The organism is Clostridium sp., assembly GCF_051650885.1.
GTDB lineage: Bacteria > Bacillota > Clostridia > Clostridiales > Clostridiaceae > Clostridium.
This window is the reverse complement of sequence record NZ_JBOFRG010000359.1, coordinates 1-23,520: the sequence shown is the minus strand read 5'-3', so window position 1 is coordinate 23,520 and position 23,520 is coordinate 1. Positions and strand designations below refer to the sequence as shown.

General features: G+C 29.3%; 20 protein-coding genes and 1 other annotated feature. Of the genes, 7 read left to right on the top strand and 13 right to left on the bottom strand.

The window, feature by feature from the left end; all coding sequences use genetic code 11:
• Positions 1-109: 109 nt before the first annotated feature.
• Positions 110-451, bottom strand: coding sequence for a hypothetical protein (locus tag ACRC28_RS18165; RefSeq protein ID WP_438544860.1), 342 nt, complete (start codon positions 449-451; stop codon positions 110-112).
• Between the two features lie 100 nt (positions 452-551).
• On the opposite strand from ACRC28_RS18165, the gene ACRC28_RS18160 reads away from it, so the two are divergent.
• Positions 552-1,322 carry a histidinol-phosphatase HisJ family protein gene (locus ACRC28_RS18160; RefSeq protein WP_438544859.1) on the top strand — a complete coding sequence of 257 codons (771 nt, stop codon included), beginning with the start codon at positions 552-554 and terminating at the stop codon, positions 1,320-1,322.
• 40 nt (positions 1,323-1,362) lie between these two features.
• Here ACRC28_RS18160 and ACRC28_RS18155 read toward each other — a convergent pair whose 3' ends face one another.
• From ACRC28_RS18155 to cax, 4 genes are all read right to left on the bottom strand, one after another.
• Positions 1,363-3,576: a DUF7507 domain-containing protein gene (locus tag ACRC28_RS18155; RefSeq protein WP_438544858.1), complete on the bottom strand. Its 2,214-nt coding sequence runs from the start codon at positions 3,574-3,576 to the stop codon at positions 1,363-1,365.
• 3 nt (positions 3,577-3,579) lie between these two features.
• Positions 3,580-4,518, bottom strand: coding sequence for a hypothetical protein (locus tag ACRC28_RS18150; protein WP_438544857.1), 939 nt, complete (start codon positions 4,516-4,518; stop codon positions 3,580-3,582).
• A 117-nt stretch (positions 4,519-4,635) separates the two neighbouring features.
• Positions 4,636-5,826 (bottom strand): alanyl-tRNA editing protein, encoded by a 1,191-nt coding sequence (locus tag ACRC28_RS18145; protein WP_438544856.1) that lies wholly within the window; start codon positions 5,824-5,826, stop codon positions 4,636-4,638.
• Positions 5,827-5,916: 90 nt separating this feature from the next.
• A complete protein-coding gene (cax, locus tag ACRC28_RS18140) occupies positions 5,917-6,978 on the bottom strand; it encodes a calcium/proton exchanger (protein ID WP_438544855.1) in 1,062 nt (353 codons plus the stop codon).
• A 386-nt stretch (positions 6,979-7,364) separates the two neighbouring features.
• Positions 7,365-7,580 (top strand) — a binding site (T-box leader).
• Between the two features lie 427 nt (positions 7,581-8,007).
• Here cax and tyrS point away from each other — a divergent pair.
• Positions 8,008-9,234: a tyrosine--tRNA ligase gene (tyrS, locus tag ACRC28_RS18135; RefSeq protein ID WP_438544854.1), complete on the top strand. Its 1,227-nt coding sequence runs from the start codon at positions 8,008-8,010 to the stop codon at positions 9,232-9,234.
• 64 nt (positions 9,235-9,298) lie between these two features.
• Here tyrS and tdc (ACRC28_RS18130) read toward each other — a convergent pair whose 3' ends face one another.
• The 4 genes from tdc (ACRC28_RS18130) to ACRC28_RS18115 form a co-directional block, all read right to left on the bottom strand.
• Positions 9,299-11,167 (bottom strand): tyrosine decarboxylase, encoded by a 1,869-nt coding sequence (gene tdc, locus ACRC28_RS18130; protein ID WP_438544853.1) that lies wholly within the window; start codon positions 11,165-11,167, stop codon positions 9,299-9,301.
• 24 nt (positions 11,168-11,191) lie between these two features.
• The gene (gene tyrP / locus ACRC28_RS18125; protein WP_438544852.1) at positions 11,192-12,646 is read right to left on the bottom strand and encodes a tyrosine-tyramine antiporter; all 1,455 of its coding nucleotides are present in this window, start codon (positions 12,644-12,646) and stop codon (positions 11,192-11,194) included.
• A gap of 137 nt (positions 12,647-12,783) precedes the next feature.
• The gene (gene tdc, locus ACRC28_RS18120; protein WP_438544851.1) at positions 12,784-14,634 is read right to left on the bottom strand and encodes a tyrosine decarboxylase; all 1,851 of its coding nucleotides are present in this window, start codon (positions 14,632-14,634) and stop codon (positions 12,784-12,786) included.
• A gap of 844 nt (positions 14,635-15,478) precedes the next feature.
• Positions 15,479-16,645, bottom strand: a complete 1,167-nt coding sequence (locus ACRC28_RS18115; protein WP_438544850.1) for an iron-containing alcohol dehydrogenase — start codon at positions 16,643-16,645, stop codon at positions 15,479-15,481.
• 162 nt (positions 16,646-16,807) lie between these two features.
• On the opposite strand from ACRC28_RS18115, the gene ACRC28_RS18110 reads away from it, so the two are divergent.
• From ACRC28_RS18110 to ACRC28_RS18100, 3 genes are read left to right on the top strand one after another with little or no spacing between them, the layout of a single operon-like run.
• A complete protein-coding gene (locus ACRC28_RS18110) occupies positions 16,808-17,308 on the top strand; it encodes a hypothetical protein (protein WP_438544849.1) in 501 nt (166 codons plus the stop codon).
• A 15-nt stretch (positions 17,309-17,323) separates the two neighbouring features.
• Entirely contained in the window at positions 17,324-17,770 is a 447-nt protein-coding gene (locus tag ACRC28_RS18105) for a hypothetical protein (RefSeq protein ID WP_438544848.1), read from the top strand.
• Between the two features lie 2 nt (positions 17,771-17,772).
• Entirely contained in the window at positions 17,773-18,270 is a 498-nt protein-coding gene (locus ACRC28_RS18100) for a hypothetical protein (RefSeq protein WP_438544847.1), read from the top strand.
• Between the two features lie 47 nt (positions 18,271-18,317).
• Here the strand turns inward: ACRC28_RS18100 and ACRC28_RS18095 are convergent, their stop codons facing one another.
• The gene (locus tag ACRC28_RS18095) at positions 18,318-19,244 is read right to left on the bottom strand and encodes a TRM11 family SAM-dependent methyltransferase (protein ID WP_438544846.1); all 927 of its coding nucleotides are present in this window, start codon (positions 19,242-19,244) and stop codon (positions 18,318-18,320) included.
• A gap of 1 nt (position 19,245) precedes the next feature.
• The gene (locus ACRC28_RS18090) at positions 19,246-19,686 is read right to left on the bottom strand and encodes a GNAT family N-acetyltransferase (protein WP_438544845.1); all 441 of its coding nucleotides are present in this window, start codon (positions 19,684-19,686) and stop codon (positions 19,246-19,248) included.
• A gap of 142 nt (positions 19,687-19,828) precedes the next feature.
• Between ACRC28_RS18090 and ACRC28_RS18085 the strand changes: the two genes are divergently transcribed.
• Entirely contained in the window at positions 19,829-20,725 is an 897-nt protein-coding gene (locus ACRC28_RS18085; protein WP_438544844.1) for an aldo/keto reductase, read from the top strand.
• Between the two features lie 55 nt (positions 20,726-20,780).
• Here the strand turns inward: ACRC28_RS18085 and ACRC28_RS18080 are convergent, their stop codons facing one another.
• Positions 20,781-22,010, bottom strand: a complete 1,230-nt coding sequence (locus tag ACRC28_RS18080; RefSeq protein WP_438544843.1) for a peptidoglycan-binding protein — start codon at positions 22,008-22,010, stop codon at positions 20,781-20,783.
• A gap of 99 nt (positions 22,011-22,109) precedes the next feature.
• A complete protein-coding gene (locus tag ACRC28_RS18075) occupies positions 22,110-22,658 on the bottom strand; it encodes a manganese efflux pump MntP (protein ID WP_438544842.1) in 549 nt (182 codons plus the stop codon).
• Positions 22,659-22,849: 191 nt separating this feature from the next.
• Between ACRC28_RS18075 and ACRC28_RS18070 the strand changes: the two genes are divergently transcribed.
• Positions 22,850-23,362: a ferritin gene (locus ACRC28_RS18070; RefSeq protein ID WP_438544841.1), complete on the top strand. Its 513-nt coding sequence runs from the start codon at positions 22,850-22,852 to the stop codon at positions 23,360-23,362.
• Positions 23,363-23,520: the final 158 nt, after the last annotated feature.

Genomic DNA, 23,520 nt, shown 5'->3' with positions numbered 1-23,520 from the left:
CAACACACCCTTTATAACTATAATATACATTTTTTTCATTAAAAATCAATAATTTTAATTTTTTCTTCATAATTAGACTCTTATAAAAAAAGGATAGATTTTATCTATCCTACTCTAATATATCTATTAACCAACTTCCGCAATCACAACATTTGAATACTCTTATTACGAAAAGGTCTAGCTTATTATTTGTTAAAACATTTCTATATTTATCTGCTTCCTCTTTTGTAATAAATTCATCATTTTCATCAATATAACCATGTATTTGTACTATGTAATTATCTCTGCTTTTATTACAACATTCATTGTCATCTGCTGTTTGAATTTTTTCATAATCTAATTCACTGCTAAACTCTCTAATTAATGAAATTATATCCTCATATTCTTCAATATTATCTAGAAAATCTTCCTCTAAAAAACTTAAATCTTTAATTTTAAATAGTTCTTTCATAAACTATTCCTCCTATATATTATAGTTATTTTTTCCTAATCTATTCATATAATACTATGCTATAATGTAAAAAAGCAATTTTTATTTAAGGAGAAGATCTATGATTTTTGATACACATATGCATACTACCCTTTCATCTGATAGTGAAATGACTATTTCTGATATTATTAAAATGCAAGAAAAATTAAATATTGGTGTTATTTTAACAGACCACCTTGATTTAAATTATCCAAACAAAGATGAATTTCGCGTTGATTTAGATAAATTTTTTAACCTTTATAAAAAATATAGAAGTTCTAATCTTCTTTTAGGCATTGAGATTGGACTTGGCGATAGTATTCTTGAAGAAAATAATAGAATTTCAAAAGCATATCCATTTGATTTTATAATCGGTTCTGTCCATGCAGTTAATGATGAAGATATTTATTATACCTATTCACAAAAAGGTTTATCTAAAAAAGATTATTTCGAAAATTACTTTAAATCTGCAATTAATTATATTTCTGAATTTGATAATTTTGATTCTTTAGGTCATATTGATTATCCTTGCAGATATTGTAACTTCGATAATAATAATTTTACTATTCAAGAACATGGTGATTATCTAAAAAAACTTTTCAATATTCTTATTTCTAAAAATAAAGCTTTAGAAATAAATACTAGAAGATTAAATATTCCTGAAGTATATAGGGCTACAGTTGAAATATATTCTTTATATAAAGAATGTGGCGGAAATTTTGTAACTCTTGGTTCGGATGCACATACCTCTGATGCTATTTCTACAAACTTTGATATAGCTTTAGCTTTATGTAAAGAACTCAATCTTACACCTGTATACTTTAAAAATCGTAAAATGATTCCAATGCTTTAAAGAGAGGTCTTACACTTAAGCCTCTCTTTCTTATTACTTTTCATTTTAATATTTGAACTTTAAACTCTAATGTTGTAGCACTTCCTATTACTAAATTCCCTATATTTATACCTGCTTCAACGTTTCCAACAAGACCTACTCCATCTTTTTTTAAACTGCCATCTACTATAGTTGTATTTCTTGCTACTGTATCTATAAAAATCATATTTCTAAGATCAACCTCGCCCGTATTAGTTATAACCACCGTATACGTTATAACATCTCCAATTCCTACAAATTCCTTATCTGACTCTTTTACTATATTTACCTCATGAACTGGCATAGTCGTTCCTTTTATTGTTATTGAAGCTCCATTTCCTTTTTGACTACCGCTATTATTTTCAACTCCATAATTATACGTTAAATTATAATTATTTTGAGATATAATACTATCTGGATTTGCAATTACAGTTGTTTTATATTCAATATTTATCCCTTCTCCATTTTTTAAATCTCCTAAATTTATATTATTCAAATCACCATTTGGTACTGTTACTCCATTTATCTTTAAGCTTCCTGGAACAAAAGTTTGATTTTGTCCTAATGTAATCTGATGTATAAGATTTTTCACATCTGTAGGTCCATTATTCTTTATTGTAGTTGTATAAGTTACCTCTTCACCATTTTTAACCGTATTTTTATCACTACTTTCTGTAACTGTTAAATTAACTGGAATACTTACTCCTGTAATAGTTAAATCTGCTATACTTGTAACCACTGTTCTTTCTGTAAGCCCTGTATCTTCAAAATGTATTTCTCCTATGTTGTTTACTATAGTTGTATTTTCTATAGCACTTGTATTTCCTTCTATCTGTATAACCTTTACTTCATTTGCCAATACTTTTCCTACGCTTATTCCTAAATTAGTAATTGTATTTGTACTTGGTACACTATCAATTAAAACATTTGTAACTGTTATTAAATTTGAAATTGTATCTACTACTATAAGATTATTTATTTCTTTTGCATCATTATTCTTTACAGTTATTGTATATATAACCTTATCTTTTGAATTTACTATACTTGGCGTTACTATCTTATTTACATCTACATTATATAAAACTTCTTTGATAAGTAAGTCTACTTTATTACTAAAGGTTGTTCCACTTTTATTAGTATTATAAAGATATGTTGCAGTTGCTATATTAGATACAGTTAAATTCCCTACTTGTCCTATAGCATTAAAATTAAAATCAACTGTTCTAACCTCTCCCTTTGCAAGATTTCCTATATTTACTCCTGCTTCAATATTACTAGCATTTTGAGAACCATCTATATTCAAGCTACCTGCTACAAAGTTTATAGCATTATTTAGTGGGTCTACTAGATTTATATTATTGATAACAGTTTGTCCTATGTTTTTCACTTCTAAAATACACTTTCCAATTTCACCTATATATATTGATGTTCTATCCATTACTTTATTTATTTGTATTCCTAGGTTTAATACTTTTGTATTTATAAAATTTGAGTAAAATGTTCCATATGACCCATCTACATCATTTGGATTCGTTGTATATGTGTAAAAGCAATCACTAACATTTTCAATTACTGTATTTACAGGTAACGTTCCTACATTCGCTTTAAATTCAATACTTTTTGTTTCTCCACTATTTATATTTCCAACTAAAATATTTTCTGGAAGTGTTATTAATTCATTTACTATACCATTTATTTTTACAGTTCCTTCTGCTAAATTAAGTCCACTATCTAAAATATCCCTAACTGTAAGATTTGTACCTATTGTGTTTCCTACATTTTTAACTGTTATTACATAGGTTATTGCACCATTTAGAGGAACCTCTGTATCTCCTTGTTTGCTTATATTTATATAAGCTTTTGTAAGGGTAGTTGTTAATATATTGCTCTCTACTGTTTGTAAAACTCCAGCCTCTTTATATGAAACTGTGCATTTATTATCTATATTTTTATAAGGAAAAAAATCTTTTACTGCCACTTGAAATTTCACCTTTGATGATACACCTTTAGGAATAGTTCCAACTAATATACCTGTCCCTGGGTTTGCACCTGTTTTCTGAACCTCATCTACAAATACTAGATTTTCAATAAACATAACCTCAGTTGGAATATTATCTACTACTTTTACATCTGTAACATCAACAGCTCCATCATTAATCACTTCAATTGTATAGATAATTAAATCTCCAATATCTGCATAATCTATATCTGCACTTTTAATTACTCTCACTGCCATAAACTAATTCACCCTCCAATTTTTAATTGGTGGTCTTATTCCTAAAAGGCTTAATACATTTCTAATGTCATTAAACATAACAATGCTTCCACCACCTGCAAATAATAATCCTAACAACTTATTTGTTCCATCTTCAAATAGTAGACTTCCCGAATCTCCTGCTGCTGATGAAATTGTGCATATAATTTGGTCAACAAAAAAACTACTTCCTGGAAGGTTTAATCTAATAGTCCCTCCAAGGGTTGATATCACTCCTCTTGTAGTTTCTGTAGTTCTTCCACTTTTCACAACCTTCATTCCCAATTTAGGAATTCCTAAATCTTTTATCTCACCTACATTTTTAATTATATTTGCAAAAATGCTCTTATCATACCCAACTGCTAGCCCACAATCAACCTTATTTGAAGGTGTTCCTGACATTGGAAATGTTTCAGGTTGTATTGGTATATATTTTACAACCTCACCTATTCTATTTGCAGGATTTGGGTCAAATGCATAGGCTGTTTGATATGCTACATTAAATTTAAAATTAGTATTTACTCCACCTAGCACATGATTATTACTTAATGCATATTTCTTTAAATTTGTAGCATTTCCTTTTTCCATAGGGCCTCCATAAGTACCTATTCCCCCCCAAAACTCACGACCTATTGCATAACCTCCCTGTAATGGTCTTACCGTTTGGTCAAAAGTGAGTGGCTTTATATCACCACATTCTATTACATCTGTAAAAACTCCACAGTGTGTTTTAGGAATCATAATACTTTGTGCTACTGCTGATTCTGGTAACTTTTCCTTAACATAAACATGCATACAACTAAGATCTGTTTCTACACCATTCATCACTTTATTTCCAAGTCCTATTCCTACTATATTATCTGAAGTAAACATTTTTATATAATCATTTTTACATATATCACAAATAAACTCTTCTAAATTCATATTTACTCTCCATATAAGTTTTCCTTTTTCATCTTATGCACAATGACTTTACTTTGCTAATTTATCTATATACAAAACTAAAAGCTTGAGTAAATTTTACCCAAGCTTTTAAAATTTTTATTTTTTAATTTTACTTATTGCATACTCCAACATATTTTCTACATTATTATTATTTTTTCCTCCACCTTGTGCTAGAGTCTTGCTTCCTCCACCACGGCCATCTAACAATGTAATTGCATCTTTTAAAAGATTCCCCATATGAACATCTACATCTTTTGATGCGGAGAATATAACATTTACTTTTTCCTCATTTGTTATTCCTACTAATGAAATTGTATTTTCTAACTCACTTATTTTTTCTATCATTTTACTTATCTTTTTAACATCTTCTTTATCATAAACCTTTTTAAATACTTTAATTCCATTAACTTCATCACAGTTTTGAACTATTTCTTTAACCTTCATCTTACTATTTTCATCTAAAAGAGTCTTATTTTCTTTATTTAAAGATTTTATCTCTTCCTTTAAGTTTTCTATTCCTTTTAGAACTTCATTTTCACTACAACTTAAATATCCACATACTTTTTTAGAAAACACATCTCTTTTTAGTGAATCCTCTATTGCTCTTTTTCCTGCTAAGTATTCTATCCTTGTATTTCCTTTATGACCTTCTGCTCTCTTTAACTTTATACACATAAGCTCTATTGTACTTGAGGGATGAATCCCACAACATGCATTTATATCTAAGTCATCAATTCTAACTATTCTAATTTTTTCATTAGTTTTTGGTAAGTCACGTCTAAGACTCATCTTTTTTAATTCTCTTTTATCAGGAAAAATAAATTCTACCTTTAAATTTTTAAATATATTTAGATTCGCAAATTCTTCTGCTTCTCTTATCTCTTCTTCTGTAACTTTTCCTACTATATCTATAGTATTAATTTCTTCTCCTAAATGAATTCCTGCTGTATTTTTATTAAACAACTTATAAAAACATCCTGATAAAAGATGTTGTGCTAAATGTTGTTGCATATAATCAAACCTATGCTCCCAATCAATTTCACATTTTAATCTATGCTTTTTTAGAATATTCTTTTCTACTACATGATAAACTACATCATTTTCTTCATAAAGGTCTACTACTTCAATTCCTTCAATAGTTCCCTTATCTTTTGGCTGTCCACCGCCACCTGGAAAAAATGCTGTTTTATCTAAGGAAATATGATACTTTCCATCTTTTTCTTTTACATCTTCTACTTCTGCTATAAATTCTTTTATATAATTATCTTCATAATATAACTTTTCCAAAAAATCACGTCCTTATCTTCTTTATTTCCTTAGTATACCAAAATAATAAGTCCTTACACAAAAATTTTGCATAAGGACTCTTTTCTTTAGCTAAACAATGAAAAATGCTGCTGCTATAATTAAATATACTGCTAAAAGCTGTACTCCTTCAAGCCAATTTGATTCTCCATCACTTGCTACTCTGTTACCAATTAATACTGCAACAATAAGTGCCACTAATTCAAATGGACTAAATATTATACTCATTGGCGTAAATAGAAGACTTAAGAATATTAATACTGGTGCAACAAATAGAATTATTTGAAGACTTGATCCAAGTGCAATTTCTACTGCAACATCCATTTTATTTTTCATAGCCATAACTATAGCTGTGCTATGTTCTGCAGCATTTCCTATTATAGGAATAATTATTATACCCACAAAGAACTCACTTAATCCTAATGATTTTGTTAAAGGCTCTACACCTGAAACTAATAATTCTGATTCAATTGCTATAAAGACTGTTGCTACTGCTAAAACCAATATTGATTTTTTCATACTCCAGCCCTTTTCACAATTTTCTTCCTTTTCATCACATTCAGTCGCTTCTACTGCATAAATATCTTTATGTGTAAAAAATGAAAAAACTAAACTTAATATGTAAATTACAAACATAACAACTGCAACAAATATACTTAACCCTTCATATCTAGTATTAAGAAGATTCTGATCTACAGTATGTGTAAATATTGCTGGTATTGTTAATCCAATTACTGCAAACAATAGCATACTTGAACTAACTTCAATTACCTTCTTATTAAATTTTTGATTTTTATGTTTCAATCCTCCTGCAAGCATACTTGCTCCAAGTACAAGAAGAATGTTTCCTATAACAGAACCTGCTATAGATGATTTCACCACTTCAAATAAGCCACTTTTAAGTGCAAAAAAGGATATTATAAGTTCAGTTGCATTTCCAAATGTTGCATTTAAAAATCCTCCAAGTTTTGGTCCTGTAAAATGTGCAATCCCCTCTGTTGCCTCACCCATAAGTCCTGCTAACGGAACTATTGCAAGTGCTGATAAGAAAAATACTATTACAGGATTAATCCCCATAAAATGTGCTATTATACTTATCGGTATAAAAATCAAGAGTAATCTTAATATTTTCATTATTTTCCCTCTTTCTCTATTTATTTTCTTTTTTAGCTTACAACAAAATTATTAACAATCTAAGAACACACTTCTCTAAATACAATTTTTAGTATTTCCATATTTTCTTTATTCTCCTTTTAATTTTCTCACTATTTTTTTAATAATTTCATTATTTATTATCTATTTTTATGATTTTTTTATTCTTTAAACCTAATTAATTTATTTTTTTATCTATTATAGCTTTTCCTTCTCAGACCTTGTTTTACAAGTTTTTGGGCTTTTTTCACTTTTATTACATTCATATTTTTTTCACTTTTATTTGTTTTTTCTTGTTGACTATTATTTTTTAGGGATATATAATAAGTTCATGCAGTACACAAAACTGCACATACAAAAGATAATAATTAAAGACAGTGATAAGAAAGAGTAGAAGTACCTAAGCTTTACAGAAAGTTGCCGGTTGATGAGAGGCACATAGTCATTTACTTTGAATACGTCTTGGAGTCATGCATCGAACGCTTTTAGTCAGTAGATGTTATCGGATAAGCTCGTTAAAGCTATTAAGGTTATATTTTTATAACGAATTAAGGTGGTACCACGTGAATGTTCTCGTCCTTTTATATAGGATGGGTTTTTTTTATACCCTTTTTTAGTAAAACTCTACCTTTGATTAACTTTTGTACTACTCATTTAACTTTTCTATACTAAGTTGAGTGCAACAAAAAAAGCCTACAAAAACTTTTATTTTTGAAGACTAAAAAAACTAGTAATTAACGAATAACCTCGGAAATTATATCGTTAACATTCTCACTCATATTGGTTTTTTATAGTATTTCTTCAAATATAATATACCAAATTAGTCCTTAAATATTGTGTATATAAAATTAGGCACTCAACTTAATATAGATAAAATGTAATTCTATTTAAAGAAATATTGCAACACATAACTATTATATTTCTTTATTTATTACAGGTCAACTAAATTGACTATTTTATAAGCAAACCAAAAAAATATTATATAGAAACTAAAATAATGGAGGGAAATTTATGAAAAACGTATTAGATACTTTAAAAGAACGTGGATACATAAAGCAATTCACACACGAAGATGAAACACATGAATTATTAGGAAAAGAGAAAATAACATTTTACATCGGATTTGATCCAACTGCAGATAGTTTACACGTAGGTCATTTCATAGCTCTTATGTTTATGTCTCACATGCAAAAAGCAGGTCACAGACCAATAGTATTAATCGGTGGTGGAACTGTTACAATCGGAGATCCAAGTGGAAAAACTGATATGAGAAAAATGCTTACTGATGAGCAAATTCAACACAACGTTGATTCAATAAAGAATCAAATGTCAAGATTTATAGATTTCTCAGATGATAAAGCAATTTTAGTTAATAACGCTGATTGGCTTAGAGGATTAAACTACATTGATTTCTTAAGAGAAGTTGGTAGCCAATTCTCAGTAAATAAAATGCTTGCTGCTGAATGTTTCAAAAGAAGATTTGAAGCTGACAGAGGGCTTTCATTCTTAGAATTTAACTACATGTTAATGCAAGCTTACGATTTCTTAGTTCTTAACGAAAAATACGATTGTAAAATGGAATTAGGTGGAGATGACCAATGGTCTAACATGATAGCTGGTGTTGACTTAGTTAGAAGAAAAAAATCTAACAGTGTTTACGCTATGACTTGTAGCCTTTTAACAAATAGTGAAGGAGAAAAAATGGGTAAAACTGTTGGTGGAGCTTTATGGCTTGACCCTGAAAGAGTATCTCCATTTGAGTTCTTCCAATACTGGAGAAACATCGCTGATGCTGATGTTGAAAAATGCTTAAAGCTTTTAACATTCGTTGAAGTTGATGAAATAAAAGCATTATGTGCTGTTGAAGGTGCTGAAATAAATAAAGCTAAAGAAAGATTAGCATTTGAAGTAACTAAATTAGTTCACGGTGAAGAAGAAGCAGAAAAAGCTTTAAAAGCTGCTGAAGCTTTATTCAAAGGTGGGGCTTCATTAGAGCATGTTCCTACTATAGAAATTACTGAAGAACAATTAGGAACTAACTTAATTGAAATTTTAGTAGCTGAAAAGATTATTCCTTCAAAATCTGAAGCTAGAAGATTAGTAACTCAAAACGGATTATCATTAAACAATGATAAAGTTACTGATATCGCTCAAACTATTGAAAAAAATCACTTCGAAGAAGGATTTGCAATGGTTCAAAAAGGTAAAAAAGGATTCTTCAAAGTTATAATTAAATAATTTTTGAAAACTTATATAAATAAGCATGGTAGATAATTTTTCTACCATGCTTATTTTAATCTCTCTATTTTGTATAGTTGTAGATTTTTTCAAGCTTCTCTTGTATAGCCTCTGATACTTTTATCATATATTCATCAAAAACTTTTTTATCATTCATAAATGGTGATAATACGCAAGCTCTAAGAACTGTAACTTTTTGAACCTTATCCCACTCTTCTTCTGTAAATCCTACTCCTTTAACAAATCCAAGTGGACTGTTTCCATAGTCAGGTATAGCAAAATCTGTATGTGAAGTTATAAAATCATTACTATATAATCCACCTTTAACATATGATGCTTCTTCATAAAAATCATGGTTTAATTTATTCATTTTTTCTAAATCAGTATTTCCTACTTCATTAAATGCAAAGTCTACCATATTAAAATCTGGCTTTATTAATGTATGTAATACAACCTCTTTTCCATTTATATTAAACTTTTTATCACTTAAATAATCATATAGATTCATTGCACCTTCAATTGATGCACCCATAAGCTTTCCATATCCTGTAATATTAAGTGGTAAAGTTCTATGTGCAGCCCAAACTCCTGCTGCCGTTGCACCAGCTTTTGACCCTTCAAGCATAAATGCTCCAAGTAATGCCGGAATATCCATTCCTTTTTCAAATACATAAGTTGCAAAGTATGAGATTGAGTCTCTCATTCTTTTATCCTTTATTACTATTCCACCTGCTGAATATGGAATATATCCCATTTTATGTGGGTCTATAGTAACACTATCTGCTTCACTTATTGCTTTAAATGCTTCATAAGTATCATCTTCAGGCCACTTTGTATTTTCATCTAATAAAACTTCATGAGCTAAATATGTTTCTTTTATTTTTTCTTTAGGTATAAAGTTATATTCTTCATCTAAGAATATTGACCTTGCATATCCACCATATGCTGCATCAACATGAACATAAAAATGTATTCCTTCTTTAGCAAACTTATCTCTAAGTTCTATTATTTTGTGGATATCATCAACTGCCCCTTCTTCAGTTGAACCTACTACTCCAACCACACCAATTATCGGGATTTTTTGTTCTGTAAGCTCTCTAATTTTTATTTCTAGTTTATTTATATCCATTCTAAATTTTTCTGTTACTTCTACTGCTACAGCACTTTCTAATCCAATCCCTATAATATCTGCTGCTTTAAGCCATGAATAATGTTTGGTTTGTGGAATAATCCATTTTCCTAACTTTTCTATTTTTTCTGTTCCTTCTCTTGCTGAATGTTCCTTAAGTTCGTCTAATTTATCTGGTACTTTTTCTACTAAATCTAATATTTCACTAACTGAAATATTTAAAAGTCCCCATTCATCTTTTCCTTCAACAAGTTCTGGTGCTACTTCCTTCATTGCAAGTGGTAAAGATTTAAGGTTTCTTGCATACCATATAGCTTCTAAATTTGCAATTGATCCATCAGCACAAATATGTCCCCAACCAATACCGTCTTTATAACCCATAAGTTTTGCAAAATCTTCTCCTACTTCTTCTTCCATTTGTGAAGTTCCAGGTGATGATTCATAAGCTACATTATTTCCGTTATAAAGCATTGCTCCAAAATACCCTAAGATAGCTGGCATTAAAGTCTCTGAATTCATATGACCTAAAAATCTTGGTGAATGCCATGGTAAAGATTGAGATCTTAATCTACGTGAAAGTTCTTTTAAAACATCTTCCATCTTATCTACTGATTCAATAAATTCTTCTGTTCTTTGCTCTCTTCCATTTATTATTTCTTTATCTTCTGGATGATAATTTCTTCTCCATTCACTATGATCTTCAAACATCATACGAAGATATTTAGAAAACATATCTTTATTTTCTGATTTAGGACCTAAAAACATTGCTTTTAAATCTAAGTCATCTTTCTTTAAATCTTTCATCTAATTCTAGCTCCTTTTCCTATCTTATTTTGGTATATATTCTTCCATTTTTTCAGTATTTGGTCCACCTGGTTTTTTCCAACTAGGTTTCTTAACTGCATAGATAATTAATGGAATTATAAACATTGCAACCGATGCTATTACTTGGAACGAAACATATGCAACTGGACTTATACCTGAAAGTGGTATTAAACTTGCAATAATTGTTAAAATTACTCCTATTAATGCAAGTATTGCTACAAACCACATAGTTCCCATTCCACCTAACCTAAATGGTCTTTCAAGTTCTGGCTTAGAATATCTTAATTTAATAATTGCAAGAATCATTAAAATATAAGCTAAACAATATATTATTGTAGTTGTAATTGTAATCATTACAAATGCTGTATTTACATTTGGAACTACTACATATACAAATGCTAATAATGAAATTACAATTGCTTGAATTATTACAAATGTAACTGGTACACCTTTATCATTTCTTTTTTGAAATACTGGTGGTAATAATCCTTCTTCTGCAACTTTTATCATGGCTTTTGATGGTCCTAAAACCCATGCTGATAATTGTGCAAGTATTCCAACTGCAATCATCCATCCAATAATATTTGTGAAAATCATTGGAATTCCTAAAGCTTCAAAATATAGTGAAAATGGTTGTAATATATTTGAAAACTCCATAGTCCCATTTGGCACTACATTTGCCATAGTTAAACCTGTAATTAAATTTAATATAATAATAACTATTAATGTAAAAATTATAGCCACAGGATAATTTTTCTTTGGATTATCAATATTATTTGCATGAACTGATGAAATTTCAATTCCTGCAAATATAAACACAATTGCTGAGAATAATGTTAATGTTCCACTGTTACTAAAGTTCGGAAATATCTTACTTACAGAAACTCCACCTGCTAAATATCCTTTTGGATTTATTCCAAATTTCGCAACATAAATAAGGCCTAAAATAATTAGTAATGCAAATGGAATATATACTCCTATAACTGCACCCCAATTTCCAACAACTTTAACCATATCAGTTCTTAAATTAAGTAATGTAACAAGCCAGTATCCTACAATAATGCAAATAAATATAAATACATTATTTTGAGCAAGCTTCACATTTCCTAATCCATATCCAATCATAACTCCTATAGTTGAAGCTATCATAACCATTCCAAAAAACATTTGAACCCATAAAAGCCATGAGGTTACAAATCCAAATCTATCCCCAAAAGCTTCCTTTACCCAAACTTGTGGACCTCCCTCTTTTGGATATGCTGTTGCAAGTTCTGCTGCTATAAGTGCAATTGGAATTGCAAATAAAACAACGGCTGCAATAAGGTATGATATTTGTGTCCAACCAGTTGCTGCTAATGTAGGAACACTTCTAACTGTTCCAAAAAAAGCCATTGTAATACCAACTAATTGAACTAATGTTAGTTTCTTTTCAGCTCCCATAAAATTACTTCCTTTCATTATATTTATTTAAATATTTCTATTCCTTTTTAGTATTCTAATAAAAAGAAAATTTATACAAGCCTTAATTTCCCATTTTTATACGCAAAAAAAGTCACTAGCAAATGCTAATGACTTTTCTTTTATCTTTAAAAGAATTATTTCATTCTGTTGTAAATTCTTTCTAATTTCTTTTGTATAGCTGTATCTACTTTTTCCATATATTCTTCAAAAGTACCTAAATCATTTATGAATGGTGAAAGAACACAAGCTCTTAATACAGTAACTTTTTCTACTCTATCCCACTCAGGTCTTGAGAATCCTAATCTTTCAACATATGGGAATGGGCTGTTTCCATACTCTTCAACTGCGAAATCAGTGTGTGAAGTTATGAAATCATTATCGTATAATCCACCATTTACATATGAAGCTTCTTCATAGAAGTCATGGTTTAAAGCGTTCATTTTAGCTAAATCAGTGTTTCCTTCTTCATTGAATGAGAAGTCTAACATGTTGAAGTCTGGTTGAACTAATGTATGAAGTATTATCTTCTTACCGTTAACCATGAACTCTTTGTTTTCGAAGTGTTTGTGTAAGTTCCAAGCACCTTCGATACCAGCTCCCATTAATTTTCCGTATCCAGTGATGTTTAATGGCATAACTCTGTGTGCAGTCCATACTGATGCAGCAGTTGCTCCAGCTTTTGAACCTTCAAGCATGAATGCTCCAAGTAATGCAGGAATATCCATTCCTTTTTCAAATACGTAAGTTGCGAAGTAAGAAATAACTTCTCTCATTCTTGTATCTTTTATAACTATTCCACCTGCTGAATAAGGAATATATCCCATTTTATGAGGGTCAATAGTTACAGTTTCAGCTTCACTTATAGCTTTGAATGCTTCATAAGTATCATTTGATGGCCATTGAGTTTGTTCATTTAAGAATACTCCATGCTCCATGTATTTAGCTTTTAATTCATTTTCAGGTATGAAATCATAGTTTTCATCTAAGAAGATTGATCTAGCATATCCACCGTATGCAGCATCTATGTGTACATAGAAGTAGATTCCTTCTTTAGCTAATTTGTTTCTTAAAGCTATAATTTTGTGTATATCATCAACTGCACCTTCTTCAGTTGATCCAACAACTCCAACAACTCCTAAAGTAGGAATTCCGTTAGCAGCGTTTTCTCTGATTGCAGTTTCTAATTCATCAATTTTCATTCTGAATTTTTCATTAACATCTATTTCTTGTACAGCTTCAGTTCCAAGTCCGATTATATCAGCAGCTTTTAACCATGAGTAGTGCTTAGTTCTTGGTACAAACCATTTACCTAATTTAGCAATTTTTTGCCCGTCTCCTCTAGCTGAGTTTGTTTTTATGTTATCAAAGTCTTTAGCTTTATCAGCTAAGTCTAAGATTTCTTCTGTTGACATGTTTAATAATTCCCACTCAGTTTTTCCTTCAACTAATTCAGGAGCAACTTCTTTCATTGCAAGTGGTAATGATTTTATGTTTCTAGCATACCAAATAGCTTCTAAGTTAGCTATTGATCCGTCAGCACAAATATGTCCCCATCCTTTTTCGTAGCTCATTAATTTTGCAAAATCAGCTCCTACTTCTTCTTCCATTTCTGAAGTTCCTGGTGATGATTCGTAAGCAACGTTATTTCCGTTATATAACATAGCTGCAAAATATCCTAATATTGCTGGCATTAAAGTTTCTGAGTTCATGTGCCCTAAGAATCTTGGTGAATGCCAAGGTAATGATTGTGATCTTAATTTTATTGATAATTGAGTTAAAACGTCCTCTACTTTTTCAGCAGTCATTGCGAAATCAGCAGCGTTTAAATCTTCTCTTTTAATTATTGGTTGATCTTCTGGGTGGTAGTTTTTTCTCCACTCACTATGATCATCAAATAATCTGTTAAGGTGTTTAGTATAAACATCTTTATTTTCTGATTTTGGTCCTAAAAATAAGGCTTTTAAGTTTAAATCTTTCTCACTCATTATTAACATCTCCTCAAATTTTAGACAATATGACCATTTAAAATATTTTTTCCTAAGCCTACAAAAACTTTAAAACTCCATTTTAAATTACCATATGTCTCTTTATTTATTGTATATATAAAATTAATTCACTAAGAAGCTTGTCTTCTTATTAAACTAAATCTTATCAAATTGTTTTACATAACATCTTGTATTAATACAAACTAGGTCTATAACATAGCTTGTATTAACACTGAATAATGTTACTTGTCCCTATTTATTCAATAAGAACATTAAAGATTCAAATCAAATCTTTTTAAAAATAATACCTAATAAATTAATAGCTAAGACTCTTCTTAGTCTATCTAGCTTATGTATAAGCTTTAACTCATCAATAAAATTTTTCACTTCCACCTAATTATTTGATTACTATCTATAGCCCGTAGATACAAATTAAATAATTTGGCTTTGTGCATCTCGTTTGACGCACCTTACATATACCATAATATGCTTTTAAAATTTTTTGTCAAACAATTCCCCACCTTTTTTTTACACCAGTATATCTTTTGTTTATTTTTTGTACTTATTATTAATATTTTATCTATTTTTACATTATTTTTAAACATATTTAATTCATATTTTAGACTCTTTTTATTTTCATTTTTAATATTTTAGACATTTATATGCAGTAATAGCACATTTTATAGTACTTTTTTTTAAGTAATTTATTAATTCTCATACTTATTTTATTTCTAAATTGTGCAACGTTTACTTTTCTATTTCCGTTACTTTTTCTCTTTAATATTAGAAAAACTACTCTAAATTAAGGTAGCTTTTCTAATTTATTCTTTTTATCTCAAAAAAATTACAGTGATTTTTTGTAAACTTTAACTATATCTTCTTTAGTTAACTCTCTATATCCCATTAAATTCCCTGTTCTTGTACAATGTTCTGCCATTTCTTCAAAATGCTCTTCATTTATTCCTAAGCTAGTTAATGTATTTTTTATTTCTAATGTTTTGAAAAAGAATTCTTTTGTTTTTTCAATAGCAAGCTTTGCTATTTCTCTTTTTTCTAAATTTCTATCAATTTCCCAAACATTAGTTCCAAACTCTACAAACTTCTCTAAAGAATCTTCATCTAAAACATGCTCCATCCAATGTGGTGTTAATATTGCAAGTCCAACTCCATGAGTTATATCATAATATGCACTTAACTCATGTTCCATAGGATGAACTGACCATCTTATAGATTTTCCACAAGATAACAATCCATTAATTCCAAGACTTGATGCCCACATTAAATTTGCTCTCGCTTCATAATTTTCACCATCATTATATGCAATTTCTCCATACTTAATACAAGTCTTTAAAAGTGCCTCACACATTCTATCTTGAAGGTATGCTCCCTTATCATTACTGAAATATACTTCAAATATATGGCTCATAATATCTGCTGTCCCTGCTGCTGTTTGATTTTTAGGCACAGAATATGTATACTCCGGATCTAAAATAGATGCCTTTGGTCTTAAGCTTGGATGTCCAAAACTTAATTTTTCTTTTGTTTCTAAGTTACTTATAACTGCACTTGGATCCATTTCTGAACCTGTTGCTGCAAGTGTTAACACTGATACTATTGGAATTGAATCCTTTACCTTTGATGAATCTAATAATAAATCCCATGGATCTCCATCATAAAGCGCTCCTGCTGCTATAGCTTTTGCACAATCTATTGTACTTCCTCCACCAACTGGTAATATAACATCTATCTTATCTGCTTTTACAAATCTAATTCCACGTCTTACCGTTTCTATTCTTGGATTTGGTTCAACACCAGAAATTTCTATACATTTTATATTGTTTGCATTTAACAAATCTAAAACTCTATCATATAAACCATTTCTTCTTATACTTCCACCACCATAAACAAGTAATACCTTTTCACCATATTTTTTTATTTCTTCTGGTAAGTGCTCAATTGCTCCTTTTCCAAAATGAATATCTGTTTTTATTGAGTAATGAAAATTTTTCATCTCTTCGTACCTCCTTAAATTATCTATACTAATATTATAACTTAACCTCTTATTATTATAATGTTAATATTTTTTTATTTTACTTTTTCATATATTTCCTTATAATTATAAAAGTAGTTATTTAAAGATAATTTATATCAATTAGAAAATTTAGGAGGTTTTATGAAAAATATAGATTTAATATCATATCCATTTTTAAATGAGAATTTTGGTTCTGTTGACCATGAAGTAATGACTGATTATCTTTCATCAATCCTTGGAAGAATCCTTTCATTAGAAACCCCACTATATGATGAAACTTTTTGGTTGATGGATAAAGTCCTTCATTTAAATGGTTCAATTCGTGGAAAATTAGCCATTACTTCAGAAGATATTGACTATGGCTTAGCTTTAATGAAAAAATTTAAAGAGTTAAATAAAGATAGAATATCTAGCTTTGTTTATCCAACAGGACACCCAGTTGCTTGTGAATATCATGTTGCAAGGGGAATTTCTAAACAAATTTGCAGACAACTTTATGTTCTAAAAAATGCTAATATTAATGTTCCTCCTATATTAATAGATTTTTCTAATCTAATAACTAATTTATTATTTGTTTTTTCTTTAGAAGTTAATAGACAAAATAACGTTGAAGAAAAAGTATTTATATCAAAATCTTATTAAAAAGGAGTTTTACAAATGAAAAAATCAATTTTACCTAAAATAATAATAGCAATAATTGCAATTATTGTTGTTATCGGAATTATTTTTGCCGGACATAATTTAATCAAAGGTGAAAAAGGAGAAAAAACTATACATATTACTGTTGAGGATTCTTTAAATCATCATTACTTAGTTAAAGATAAAGAATTCCATACAGATGCTAAAACACTTGCTGATTTCCTTAAAGAAAATCAAAAAGAACTTAAAGTTAACTTTGAACAAACTAAATGGGGACCTTTTATTACAGGAATGATGGGATTAAACAGTCCTAGTATGGATAAAGGACCTTGGTGGATGTACGGATATGACTCACCATCTCAAAAATTAAACTTTAAAGTTGGGGCAGCTCCTGCTTCTGATAAAATTAATTTAGCAAATGGGGATTCTGTAGATTTTGTTTATACAGCTAATATGGGTTCATAAAATTGACTGCTAAACAGATTACTAGAATTGCAGTACTTTCAGCCATTATTTTTGTATCCTATTATATTGGATCTTCTTTAATTTATGTTAGTATTACTAATTTTTTAATATTGCTTTACGGTGTTTACGTAGAAAGAAAAGTTGCATATATCACTATAGTTGTTTGGTGTTTTCTTGTAATATTTTTATATGGATTTGGTTTGTGGGTTGTAATGTACTTTGTCTTATTCCCTCAATATATTCTTATATATAATTGGCTTTATAAAAAAACACAATCTGAATATGTTTTTGCTTTTGTTGGTGCTTTTTTAACCTTCATTTGCGGAACTCTTATAGATCTTCCTTTTATAATACAGTCTCATATGTGGGGTCATATGCTATGGGTTCGTCTTATCTTAGGTTTTGAAACTGATATTGGATCAACTTTATGTACACTTTTTGGATGTCTCTTCTTACTGAAACCATTAAAAAGAGCATTTACTGGAATGAGTACAAATTAAAAAGTAAAAGGCACACTAGATTACCCTATCTAGCGTGCCTTTTAGTTTTACTTACAAATACTAATGTATCTTATAAACTTCCCCTTACAAACCTTACATCTATCTATAATTTCAAAGCCTGCTTTTTCTATCATCTCGTCCATATCTTCAAAGGTTACTATTATCATAGAATCGCTTATTCTTCTAGCCGTTTCTATAATATCTCTTTGTTCCTTTTCTGTAGTTTTAGTAAATAGTCCATATGGAATATCTATTATTGATACATCGTATTTTTCTTTTATATCATGCATGCTTCCTTTTGTAACTCTTTTTTCTAAACCAAAAAACTCTAAATTTCTTTTTGCATTAGAGGCAATTTGAGGATTTATTTCGCAACCACAAATATCAAGCCCAATTGATAATCCTTCTATAAGTGTTGTTCCAACTCCACAGCATGGATCAATTATCTTTAAATTTTCTTTATTTTCATTTGCTATGTTAACTAAAGCTTTTGCTACTCTTATACTAAGAGAATTTGAATAGGTACATGGTTTATTATCATGTATATGCCATTTATAATCATTTCTCTTATTTACACCTAAAAACCATTTCTCATTATACTTTGTAACACCAATTGATATTTTAGGTGAATGAATATCCGGTTCTCCAATTATTCTAAACCCAACCTCACGAACACTTTTAAGCCTTTCTTCATAAGGAATATTTCCTTCTTCAAGCTTTAAATACTCAACCTTAAAATCATCAAAAGATAATTTTTCATCCTCTATATTTTGAAGTATTTTCTCTAAGGTGTCTTCTTCATATATTACATCTATTCTATTTTTTATAAATGGGCTATTTGATGGATTGAATTTTATTTCAGATAAAAGTGTTTTATTCACCGGCTCCTCTTTAAATATTCTTCTAGCTTCCATCATACAAAGCTCCATTTCAAACTTTGGATAGTTAAATATATATAAGTATTTCTCTTTCATTTTATCTCCTTCTCCAGAGCATAATCCATTCTTTTTCTTTTAGTTCCATTTTTTCTCTAACATTAATTTTTAGAAAATCATTTTTCTCATAAAAAGAAATTGCTCTATTGTTTTTTTCATAAACTCTAAGTAATAATTTTTCACTTTTACATTTTATAAACTCTAATAATTCTGTACCTATTCCCCTTCTTTTAAAATTTTCTTTTATAAATAAAGCTCCTATAAACTCTCTTTCCTTAATGCTTATAAAGCCTACTATTTCTTCCTCTATTTTGTATACATAAGTTTCTGCAAAATCAATATGCTCTTTTACTACAACTTCATATACCTCATTCCAATATCTTTTTTCTATAAAGTTATGACTCTTTACCACTTCATCATACCACATCTTCATAACATCTTTTGTTTCTGCTTTTTTTAGTAGAACTATTTCTTTATTCATATTCTCCTCACTATTTAACTTTAAAGATATTCTTATTTTATATTAAAATAAGAGATAAAACTATATTTTTAAATTCATTTGAAAACATCTACAGATAAATGATACAATGATTTTAGGTAATTTTTAGGAAAGAGGTGTTTTTATGGAAAAAATCAAATTAACTGATAACCTGTCTTACTCTAGAATAATTCAAGGCTTTTGGAGACTATCTCATTGGAACCAAAGTGCTAAAGAAACTTTAGACTTTATGAAAGAATGTGTAGATTTAGGTATTACAACCTTTGACAATGCAGATATTTATCTAGCAGAAGCTCTTCAAGGAGAGGCTATGAAGTTAGATAAATCTTTTAGAAATAAAATTCAAATTGTAACTAAATGTGGAATAAAGCCACCTATAGAAACCTTGTTCAAAGATGTACAAACCCCACATTATAATTCAACAAAAAATCATATTATAGAATCTGTTGATAATTCACTTAAAAGATTAAATATAGACTATATAGATACTATGTTAATTCATAGACCTGACTTTTTAATGGACCCAAAAGAAGTGGCTGAAGCTTTTACTGAAATAAAAAATTCAGGTAAAGTTTTAGAGTTTGGTGTATCTAACTTTACTCCATCTCAAATTGATATGCTTTCTTCATACTATGATGGACATCTAGTAACTAATCAAATAGAAATTTCTACACTTAAACCATCACCACTTACTGATGGTTCATTAGACAAAGCTTTAGAAAAAAGAATTTCTGTAATGGCATGGTCTCCTTTAGCAGGCGGGCGAATCTTTAAAGATGACTGTGAACAAGCCTTACGTGTACGCGCTTGCTTAAATGAATTAAAGGAAAAATATAAGGCTGAATCTATTGATCAAATAGCTTATGCATGGCTTTTAAAGCATCCTGCTAAAATAATGCCTATAGTTGGAAGCTCAAAAATTTCTCGTGTTAAAGCTGCAATTAAAGCTTTAGATATTAATCTTTCACATGAAGATTGGTATTTAATTTTAGAAGCGTCTCTTGGAAAGAGTGTTGATTAATTTAATATACATTAAAAAGCAGTTAGACTAATCTTCTTAATCTAACTGCTTTTTTTTAAATTCCTAATAATTTACTCCAAGTATTATTTCCAACAATACCATCTGCTGAAATTTTCTTAGTTTTTTGATAATTTATCACTGCATTTTTTGTTCTATTTCCAAAAGCTCCATCTGCTCCATATGAGCCACATGGAAATCCTAATGCAATAAGTCTTTTTTGTAATATCTTAACTATTTCACCTTTATTATTTTCCCTTAACAGTGGACAAGCAGCTAATGTTTTTGGACCACCTATTCCATCTACTACTAAATTTGCACCATAGCTTCTATTTAATTCTTTTTGTAAATCTGTAATCCAATTCCCCTGTGGTTTAACAACTTCCTCTATTTCCATCAGTTTAGCCCAAGTTTTCTCTCCTACAATTCCATCTGAAACTAATTTTTTTTCATTTTGGAATTTCAATACTCCAATTTCAGTTCCATTTCCAAAAACTCCATCTGCTCCAGTTGCCCCACAAGGACAATCCAAATCATATAATCTTTTTTGAAGGATTTTTACAATTTCGCCTCTACTTCCTTTTTTTAATATAGGGCAAGCAGCTAATGTTTTCGGTCCTCCTATTCCATCTACTGCTAAATTTGCACCATAACTTTTATTTAACTCTTTTTGTAAATCTATAATCCAGTTACCTTGTGGCTTTTCTGGTTTTGGTTTTTCTGGTTCAGGCTTTACTGGTTCTTCTGGCTTATCTTCTATTATTCCAACTAATGCTTCTGCTATTGCTAACCCAACCTTATCATAGCCAACCTTTTTATATAGTTCCACATCTTTCGTTGCCTCCACAAAACAAACCTCAACTATCATAGAAGGCATGTTTGTTCGTCTAAGATCACTTAAGTCTTTTCTTTCCTTTAGTCCACGATTCTTAAATCCTAAGCTTACAATATTATTTAAAACTGCTTTTGCTTCTTTATTCGCCTTATCTAATTCATACACTAAAACCTCTGTTCCTATAACACCATCATAACTATCATAGGCTTTGTTAAAATGAATACTTAAGAATACATCTGCACCAAAATTATTTGCCTTATCTATTCCATAAGATATTTCTTTTCCTACAGTATTATAACTATCATTTGGTGTTACATCTAAAACAGTATGATTTGTTTTCTTTAAATATTTTAATACTGCATCCTTCACCTTTCTATTTTCTGTTGTTTCATCTAATAATGCTCTAGCTCCTGGCACACTAAAGGTATGCCCTGCTCTTATTGCAATTTTCATATTTAGCCCTCCTTTAATTATCCTTATACTATATACATATGCTGAATCTCTTTTTTCGATAAAAAAAAGGCACTGCTTTGCAATGCCAAATTTAAATCCTTAAAATAATACTCTAAGCCCTAAGCCTATAAGAATTATAGCTCCTATAATTTCTCCAACCTTACTATCAACTTTTTTCCCTACTCCATAACCTAAAACTGCACCTAAAACAGTTATTATAAATGTAACAACTCCTATTAATATTGGTGGAGTAAAAAATTCTCCCTTATATGTAACAAAAGTAACTCCAACAGCTAATGCATCTAAACTTGTTGCAAATCCTAACGCTATTAATGCTTTTAAATTTAAAGTTTTCTTTTCTTCTTCTTCATCTCCACCTTTTATCGTATCTATTAAAAGCTTCACTCCAAGTCCTACAAATACAATAAATACAATCACTTTATTATATTTTTCTATGTACTCTGAAAAATATCCTCCCACAAACCATCCTATCACTATCATTATGGCTTGAAATAATCCAAAGGTTATTCCCATCTTTAAAGTTGCATTGCCATCAAACTTTTTAAAACCAATTCCTCTTGATAAAGATACTGCAAAAGCATCCATAGCTAAAGCAACTCCTATTAATATTATTGATATGTATCCCATACCTTACCTCCCTATTAATTTATATTAAATATAAATTATATCATTTATATTTTCTTCTTCTTTCATTTATTTTATAACATTCTTTTAATATTTTATTAATCTCTCTCCCTTTTTGAACCTAATAAATTTGAACTTTTCTTATATAAGTATTACAATCTAATTAGAATTTACTTACAAAGGAGGAATATTAAATGTTAAGTCAAACTTTATTAGATGCTTTAAACGAGCAAGTTAATTTTGAATTTTACTCTTCATACACTTATTTAGCTATGTCTGCTTTCGCAGAAGCTTCAGATTTACCTGGGGTTGCTAACTTTTTTAGAGTTCAAGCAAAGGAAGAGTTAGATCACGCTATGAAATTCTATGATTATATTTTCCAAAAAGGTGGTACTGTTACTTTAGAACAAATTGACATGCCTAGAAAGGATTATAATAGTATTATTGAAGTCTTTGAAGAAGGATTCAAACATGAGCAATTAGTTACAAGTAAAATTTATAATTTAACAGACATTGCTACTGCTGAAAGAGAGCATGCTACTATAAGTCTTTTAAAATGGTTTATTGATGAACAAGTAGAAGAAGAAAACAACTTCCAAACTTTACTTAAAAAAGTTAGAAGACTTGAAGGTAATCCAACAGGAATGTATATGATTGATGATGAATTAGCTAAGAGAGTTTATGTACCTTTAAACCCTCAAGCTTAATTAAAAAACCTATATGATAGCTTTTATGCAATCATATAGGTTTCTTTTACATAAGATATATTATTTTATTTATAAAAGCTCATTCTAGCAATTCCATCTGCACCTGCTTTTATAACCTCTTCTTTATTCTTTTCAGTTATTCCTCCAAGTGCAATTAC